This is a genomic window from Dyella sp., assembly GCF_035486915.1.
Classification (GTDB): Bacteria; Pseudomonadota; Gammaproteobacteria; order Xanthomonadales; family Rhodanobacteraceae; genus Dyella_B.
In genome coordinates this window covers 1-7,992 of sequence record NZ_DATHMR010000051.1, presented here as the reverse complement: position 1 = coordinate 7,992, position 7,992 = coordinate 1, and the positions used below count along the sequence as shown (strand labels likewise).

The 7,992-nt window shown below is 60.7% G+C and carries 9 protein-coding genes and 1 pseudogene; 3 read left to right on the top strand and 7 right to left on the bottom strand.

Annotation, left to right across the window (positions count from 1 at the left end):
* The 3 genes and pseudogenes from VK725_RS04725 to VK725_RS04715 all read left to right on the top strand — a co-directional run.
* Positions 1-504 (top strand): annotated as a pseudogene (locus tag VK725_RS04725) (transporter); the annotation flags it as partial.
* A gap of 21 nt (positions 505-525) precedes the next feature.
* On the top strand, positions 526-1,113 hold the full coding sequence (locus VK725_RS04720) for a hypothetical protein (protein WP_325316902.1): 588 nt from the start codon (positions 526-528) through the stop codon (positions 1,111-1,113).
* 38 nt (positions 1,114-1,151) lie between these two features.
* Positions 1,152-1,913, top strand: a complete 762-nt coding sequence (locus VK725_RS04715) for a methyltransferase (RefSeq protein WP_325316901.1) — start codon at positions 1,152-1,154, stop codon at positions 1,911-1,913.
* A gap of 49 nt (positions 1,914-1,962) precedes the next feature.
* Here VK725_RS04715 and VK725_RS04710 read toward each other — a convergent pair whose 3' ends face one another.
* The 7 genes from VK725_RS04710 to VK725_RS04680 form a co-directional block, all read right to left on the bottom strand.
* Entirely contained in the window at positions 1,963-2,772 is an 810-nt protein-coding gene (locus VK725_RS04710) for a ferritin-like domain-containing protein (RefSeq protein WP_325316903.1), read from the bottom strand.
* A gap of 60 nt (positions 2,773-2,832) precedes the next feature.
* Positions 2,833-4,308: an amidophosphoribosyltransferase gene (gene purF, locus VK725_RS04705; protein ID WP_325316900.1), complete on the bottom strand. Its 1,476-nt coding sequence runs from the start codon at positions 4,306-4,308 to the stop codon at positions 2,833-2,835.
* A gap of 21 nt (positions 4,309-4,329) precedes the next feature.
* Positions 4,330-4,935, bottom strand: coding sequence for a CvpA family protein (locus VK725_RS04700; RefSeq protein WP_325316899.1), 606 nt, complete (start codon positions 4,933-4,935; stop codon positions 4,330-4,332).
* A 26-nt stretch (positions 4,936-4,961) separates the two neighbouring features.
* The gene (locus VK725_RS04695; protein ID WP_325316898.1) at positions 4,962-5,915 is read right to left on the bottom strand and encodes an SPOR domain-containing protein; all 954 of its coding nucleotides are present in this window, start codon (positions 5,913-5,915) and stop codon (positions 4,962-4,964) included.
* An 86-nt stretch (positions 5,916-6,001) separates the two neighbouring features.
* On the bottom strand, positions 6,002-7,273 hold the full coding sequence (gene folC / locus VK725_RS04690; RefSeq protein WP_325316897.1) for a bifunctional tetrahydrofolate synthase/dihydrofolate synthase: 1,272 nt from the start codon (positions 7,271-7,273) through the stop codon (positions 6,002-6,004).
* A 59-nt stretch (positions 7,274-7,332) separates the two neighbouring features.
* Complete coding sequence (locus tag VK725_RS04685; RefSeq protein ID WP_325316896.1) at positions 7,333-7,494, bottom strand: hypothetical protein; 162 nt, start codon at positions 7,492-7,494, stop codon at positions 7,333-7,335.
* Between the two features lie 118 nt (positions 7,495-7,612).
* Positions 7,613-7,992, bottom strand: a 380-nt coding sequence (locus VK725_RS04680; RefSeq protein WP_325316895.1) for an HAD-IC family P-type ATPase, incomplete at its 5' end; no start/stop codon positions are given.

Here is a 7,992-nt window from a genome sequence, read left to right as displayed (position 1 = left end):
AGCGATGGGTTGGGTGGCGGCGCGTACACGACCATGCTCGCCGTGAATTCGCAGATGTATGTCTGGATGCCGAACGGCCGCATTCTGCGTACGCGCTTCAACCTATCCGGATCGTTTTCCCGCACCGCCAATGTTGAAGGTACAAGTGTCTACGGAACGGATTCCGGATTTCGCGGCACGGTCAAACCCGGTACGTCTTTCTATGCGGATCTGGCGTTCGAATACAGCATCACGCAGCGCTGGGTCCTGGCTCTGGACATGACGTACAGCTACAACAGCAACACGCGCATCAACGGCGTGGATGTGCAGGAAATAAACGGTCTACCCTACGCCCAAAACGTCGCGCTCAATTCCGCACCCAGCGAAGCGTATGGCGTGGCGCCTGCCATCGAATACAACTGGACGCCTAACGTCGGCGTGCTGTTGGGCACGCGCATCATCTTCGGCGGTCACAACACCGTGGGAACGGTAACGCCCGCCATTGCACTCAACGTCGTTTACTGAGCATGCAAAACGGAGGCGTTCATGACTACGTCACAACGTTTGCGGGCCGTGGTCTTTACCGCCGCTCTGGTGGTGTGCATGGCACCGCTCAAGGGCTACACTCAACAGGCATCCACAGTGCCTGACGGGCAGCATGATTTCGATTTCAATATCGGCGCCTGGAAAACGCACATCTCGCGCCTAGTGAACCCGCTGTCGGGCTCGAAAACCTGGGTGCAATACGATGGCACCCATGTGGTGCGCAAAGTGTGGGGTGGCCGCGCCAACATCGGTGTGCTGGAAATCGACGGCCCCGGCGGTCATATCGAGGCGCTGTCGTTGCGTCTCTACAACCCGGCAACGCATCAGTGGAGTCTCAACTTTGCCCGCAGCACCGGCGGTGCCCTTGGCGTGCCGATGTACGGCGAGTTCAAGCATGGACATGGTGAATTTATCGACCAGGAAACATATAACGGACGCGCGATTCTGGTAAAAAACGTCTGGTCGGACATCACGCCAAATTCATGTCGTTCGGTGTGGTCTTATTCCGCTGATGGCGGCAAGACCTGGGAAGTGAACTGGATTGCCGTGGACACCCGCATCCCCGATGATGCAAGCAAGACCCTCTGAAACCCCTGCATCCCCACTGGCAGTCTGGAGATCGTCGCATGAAGCTCTATGGTTTGTTTATCGCCGCCGCCGCATTGGTGGCAGGTGCAAGTGCGCCTGTAAAAGCGCAAATGGCCAATCCGTCATTTATTGCGAAGGCCATCGCCTTTACCAATCGGCCGGCGGAAGACCGCGCGCAAGACGCGAATCGCAAACCCGTGGAAGTTCTGCAATTCAGCGGCATCAAACCCGGCGACAAGGTCATCGATCTGATGCCGGGGCCAGGCTATTACACGCGCCTTTTTAGCAGGATTGTCGGCGCGCAAGGCGCGGTGTATGCGGTGCAGCCGATCGAGATGGACAAGGTCAATGCCAAGAGCCTTAAAAGCCTGAAGACTTTCGCGGGAACGCCTGACTATCAGAACGTGGCGATTCTTGTGCAGCCGATTGCATCCCTGCAGTTACCCAAGAACGTCGACATGGTGTGGACGTCGCAGAACTATCACGATCTGCACGATCCTTTCATGGGGTCGCCGGACATGGCGCGCATCAATAAGGCCATCTTCAATGCGCTCAAGCCAGGTGGCATCTACATCGTGCTTGATCATGCCGCTGCTGCGGGAACGGGTACGTCAAAGACAAACGATCTGCATCGCATCGATCCGGCCGTCGTGAAGGCGGAAGTCACTGCGGCGGGTTTTCAGTTCGTCGGCGAAAGCGATGTGCTGGCCAATCCCGCGGACGATCACACGCTGGCGATTTTCAATCCGGCGATCAAGGGTAAGACGGATAAGTTCATTTACAAATTCCGTAAGCCCTAACTTCCCGTTTGTCATTTCAGCGCAAGCTGAAATGACGACATAGCGAGGTTCAGCTAGTTAGAGCCAGCGCCGTCAGCTGATCGAGTTCGCCTTCGTCAAAACCTGCTTCTAAACGAGCGGGCCGGTTGAACGGCCCGCGCAAGTTGCGGCCCATGTAGTCGCGCAGCAGATCCAGAAACGTTTCGCGTGGTTCCAGCCCATCGCGCTCGCAGCACCAGCGAAACCAGCGCGTGCCCGCCGCGACGTGCGCAACTTCTTCGCGCAGGATGACTTCAAGAATGGCAATGGTACCTTCATCGCCGACGGCGCGAAGACGTTCGATCATGCCGGGCGTGACGTCCAGTCCGCGCGCTTCCAGTACGCGCGGAACAAGTGCCATGCGCGCCATGTCGTCATGCGCGGTCTTCTCCGCCATTTCCCACAAACCGTTGTGGGCGTCGAAATCGCCGTAGTGGTAACCCAACTCTGCAAGCCGCGCTGACAGCATCGCAAAATGGCGTGCTTCGTCATTGGCGCAGCTGGCCCAGTCGCGGTAATACTCCGCAGGCATCCCGCGGAACCGGTACACCGCATCCCACGCCAGATTGATGGCGTTGAATTCGATATGTGCCACTGCATGCACCAACGCCGCGCGACCTTCCGGCGAGCCTAAGCCGCGATGTGGAACTTGGCGCTGCGGAACAAGTTGCGGCCGCTTGGGGCGACCCGGATCACCGATGGATTCCGGCTCAGGTGATGCGTGATCGGCGCGCAACGCACCCGACTGCAATGCACCCCACGTTGCATGCGTGAGACGCAGCTTTTCTGCAGGATCGTGTGCGTCGAGGCAACGCTTGGCGGCAGCGTGCAGATCCGTCATGACAAGTGTTGCAAACGCCATTGGCGAGCATCCCTCTCCCTACACGAAGAGGGGTGCGCATTAGGCACTGCGGCGAGCTGCCTTGGCATCATCCGAGCGCAGCATTTCGATCTGCTGCAAGTACTGCTGATCGAGACCGGTAACGTATTCGCCCGAGAAGCACGATGTATCGAAATGTTTGATGTTCTCGTTGCCATCCTGCACAGCCCAAATCAGGTCCTGCAGATCCTGATAGATCAGCCAGTCCGCACCGAGCATCTTCTCCACTTCTCTTTCAGTGTGGCCCGCTGCGACCAGTTCGGATGCGGCAGGCATGTCGATGCCATACACATTCGGGTAGCGAACCGGTGGCGCAGCCGAGGCAAAGTACACATTCTTCGCACCCGCATCGCGCGCCATCTGGATGATCTGTCGCGACGTGGTACCGCGCACGATGGAGTCATCGACCAGCAGCACGTTCTTCTTGCGGAACTCCAGTTCGACCGGGTTGAGCTTGCGGCGCACCGATTTCACGCGTTCGCCCTGCCCAGGCATGATGAAGGTGCGGCCGATGTAGCGATTCTTGACGAAGCCTTCGCGGAACGGCACGCCGAGTTCTTCGGCGAGTGCACTGGCTGCGGTGCGTGCGGTATCGGGAATTGGGATCACGGCATCGATGCCATGATCGGGGCGTTCACGCAGAATCTTTTCTGCCAGCTTCTGGCCCATGCGCAAGCGTGCCTTGTAGACCGACACGTTCTCGATCATCGAGTCAGGGCGTGCAAGGTAAACGTATTCGAAAATACATGGTGCGTGCACAGCGCCGTCGGCACACCGACGCGTGTGAAGCTGGCCATCGTTGGTGATGAAGACCGCTTCGCCCGGTGCCACATCGCGCAGACGCTTGAAGCCGAGGATGTCCAGCGCCACGGATTCGGATGTCACCGCATATTCGCGACCTTCCGGCGTCACGCGCTCACCAATCACCAGCGGGCGAATACCATTCGGATCGCGGAACGCCAGCAGACCGTAGCCGAGCAACAGCGCCAGGCACGCATAACCGCCACGCGCACGCGCGTGTACACCAGCCACTGCTTTGAAGATGTGATCGGGCGTCAACGCCATGCGGTCCTGTATCTGCAATTCGTGTGCGAGCACGTTAAGCAGCACTTCGGAATCCGAATCGGTGTTGATGTGCCGGCGATCGTCTTCGAACATTTCGCGGCGCAGCGTTTCGGTGTTCACCAGATTGCCGTTGTGCGCGAACGCGATGCCGTAAGGCGAATTCACATAAAACGGTTGCGACTCGGAGGAGCCCTCCGAACCTGCCGTCGGATAACGGCAATGGCCAATGCCGATGCGTCCGCGCAGGCGGCTCATCGTCGATTGGGTGAAGACGTCGCGCACCAATCCGTTGTCCTTGTGCAGTCTCAATCGCGCCCCGTCCACGGTCGCGATACCGGCCGCATCCTGCCCGCGGTGCTGCAGGACGGTCAGGCCGTCATAGAGCGCCGATGCCACCTCGGTGGTACCGACAATGCCAATGATTCCGCACATGGTGCTGCTACCTGTTACTTGTCAATGCGTTGTACCGGCCGCGCTGGAAGCAGCAGCCGGGGATGTCGTGTCGTGCGCCGGCGCTTGCAGTGCACGCGGCAACACGTTTTGCAGATTCTTCAGACGGTCGGGTACGTCTTGCGGGTGTAGGTGCTCACGCACATTCGCCGGCAACTGTTCGTCCAGCCACGCAGCAAGACCTTTGAACTGCGGCAGCAATGTCGACTGCTGCCACATCGGCTCGCGCGCGAACGATGTCAGACCAACCAGAAACACGATGAGCGTCACCAACAAAAGGCCACGCGCAAAGCCGAAAATCATGCCGAGCAGGCGATCCGTGCCGCCCAGCCCCGTGCTATCCACCAGCGTCTGAATGCCGAACCGGACCAGCGCGCCAATAATCAGGACAGCGATAAAACAAAGGCCGTAACCCACCACCAGCCGCACTACCGGTGTCTGGATCATCCGGTCGAAGTGGGCCGAAACGCCGGGCCCGAACTTCCATGCCACCCAGAACGCCGCGATCCAGGTGAGCAGCGCCAGAACCTCCGATATGAGGCCGCGCCAGAGCCCCACAAGGACCGACAGGAGCAATACCGCGATGATGATGACGTCGACCGCGTTCATTGTCTGGATTCCGGTCCGGAGTGGGGTCAGTTGGCGCTGACGACGTTACCGTCGAGGCCGAGCTTCGCCTTGATCTGGTCGCGCAGGCTCACCGCATCGCTGCGCTGGGTTTGCGGACCGGCTCGCACGCGCCAAAGCCGCCGGCCGCCTGCATTCACCGAGTCCACGAAGCCATCAAAACCGTTGGCGCGAAGCTTGTCGCGCAGCGCCAGGGCATCGGCCTGGCTGCCCATGGCAGCAACCTGTACCGCCCAGGCGCCAGCCTTGGCTGGGCCTGCTATCGCCGGGACATCGCCCTGCGGGGTGCTGGCACCAGCTTCGAGACGAGCGGGCGCACCGGGTATCGCCTGGCTGATTTTCAGCCGCGCCGCCTCTGCGGCTGCGCGAGTTTCGAAGGGGCCGGCGCTGACCAGAGTGAGAGTCTTGCCAGCACGCTGGATGGGTTCGCCGTGCGCCGGATAGCCCAGTGCGCGCACGCGCTGCATCAGGCGGTTGGCGCCGTCGGGCGCATAGGCGCTGAGGTTGACGGCGTAGATGCCCCGCGCGGCGGTGGCCGGGGGCAATGCCGGTGGCGCGGGCTGCGGCGCAATGGCTGGTGTGTTGGAGGCGACGTTAGCGGCCGGCGGGGTCGGAATAGCAGGTTGTGCCGGCTGCGGGGTCGGCTGGACCGGCGTGGGAATAGCCGGCGTTGCCGCGGTTGATGGATTTTGCGGTCGGTTGGAAGCGATGTTCACCGTGGCCAGACCGTTGGCGTTGGGAGCGACGGTGGTCGCAGGCGCAACGCTGGATGCGGCGCCGGCCGGCTGACCCGAGAGGCTCATCGTCTTGGTCTGGAGATTGCTGTCGGGCGCTGGGGGAATCGTCAGCGAGACCGACTGATCGCTGGTACTCGTCGATGGCGACTTGCTCGGGATGAACATCGGCACGAACAGGATTGCCAGTGCAACGATGACGGCAGCTCCCAAGAGGCGTGTGTTCAAGATGGACTCCAGTCAACCAGCTTGTGTGTGGCGCGGCGATTATACCTGTCCGCGCAGCCCAGCACGGAGACCATTGCGCCGCTGGTTCAGCCAGCCGTTGCTGCGATGACCGCCGCGGCAACGAAAAAGGAGCCGAACGCAAGAATGCGCTCGCCATGCCGCGCCGAGGCGCGCGCCGCATGAAGTGCGTGCTGCACGTCAACGTACGTATCGAAGGACGCACGCGGCAATACCTGTTGCAACACGCCGGCAAGGACCGCGGCCGGCAACCCGCGCTCTGTATCGCGATCCAGCCCCGCCAGATGCCAGTGCGTAATGCGTGTACCGAGTGCCATCATCACGCCGCCCACATCTTTATCGGAGAGCGCGCCGTACACCGCGTGCACACGGCCGCCCGCTTGTGTATCGAGCCAATCGGCCAGTGCTCTGGCAGCTTGCGGGTTGTGCCCCACGTCGACAATCAGTACCGGATCGCCACCGAACGATTGAAGGCGCGCCGGTGCGCGCGGCAAATGCATGCCCGCTGCGGCAACGCGTTCCAGATCATTGGCGTTCACAACGTGCAACGCATGCAGCGCAGCGATGGCGGCCGATGCATTGGCATATTGCACCGGCGCAGCGAGTTCGGGATCGGGCAGCGTAAGCGTTGTGCCATCGCGATGCTGCCAACGCCAGCGGTGGGTGGATCGTTCGAAACTGAAATGGCTCCCTGCTCTTTCCACGCGCGCGCCGATCGACGTCAATGTGTCGAGTAAACCTTGCGGGGGCTGCAATTCACCCACAATCGCCGGCTTATCACGGCGGGCAATGCCTGCTTTCTCGCGGCCGATGCTGTCGCGGTCGGGTCCCAGCCATTCCACGTGATCGAGATCGACGGTCGTGATCACCACCGCGTCGGCATCCACCAGATTTACCGCGTCGAGCCGGCCGCCAAGACCCACTTCGAGCACGGCTACATCAATATCCGCGCGCGAGAAAAGATCAAACGCGGCTAGCGTGCCAAATTCGAAGTAGGTCAGCGGAATATCGCCACGCGCCGCCTCGATGCGCTCGAAGCTGCGAACCAACGCAGCATCGTCGGCATCGGCACCCCCAATGCGAATGCGTTCGTTGTAGCGCATCAGGTGAGGCGACGTGTAACACCCCACTCCAAGTCCGGCCGCCGCCAGCATGTTTTCAAGAAACGCGACCGTCGAACCCTTGCCGTTCGTACCGCCGACCGTCATCACGCGCTGCGCCAGGGCCGGCGCCCCCATGCGTTGCCAGACAGCATTGACCCGATCCAATCCAAGGTCCACGCCCAGCGGATGGATGCGCTGTTGATAATCCAACCATTCGGCGAGGGTTCTTGGCTTCACGCGGGACTCCGATTACGGGCCCGCGAACCATAAGGGCAGCGGCGTCCGCGCACAATCCTTTAGAACAGATGGATTCCTGTTGCGCGCAACGCCCAATACATTCCGAACATGCTCCAGAAAGCGCGCTGCAATGCTTTGCCGGCCAACCATGCGGCCAACAGGCCAACCAGCAGCGGCATGTATTTATCGAGCGTACTGCGTGCATTGTTGATGGTGTTCATGGTGTTTCCTCCCGCACCCCGGTGGTGCGGGAGAGATCATCGGTCGGAAGCATTTTCGGCGGCAGGCGCGTGCGTCATCCATCGCATCTGACAATCGTCATCCGGACCGCTTTGGCAACTAAGCGGTGCGACGCAAACGCAAGGCATTGCTCACTACCGATACCGACGACAAACTCATCGCCAACGCCGCAATCATGGGTGAAAGCACGAGGCCGAACACCGGATACAACACCCCGGCTGCCAGTGGCACGCCAAGTGCATTGTAGATAAAGGCAAAGAACAGATTTTGCCGAATATTGCGTACGGTCGATTGGGATAACGCGCGCGCGTGCAGAATGCCGGTCAGTTGTCCTTTCATCAAGGTGAGCTGCGCGCTTTCCATCGCCACGTCGGTGCCGCGTCCCATGGCAATGCCGATATCGGCAGCCACTAGCGCAGGTGCGTCATTGATACCGTCGCCCGCCATCGCAACGCGCCTGCCCTGCTTACGCAATGCTT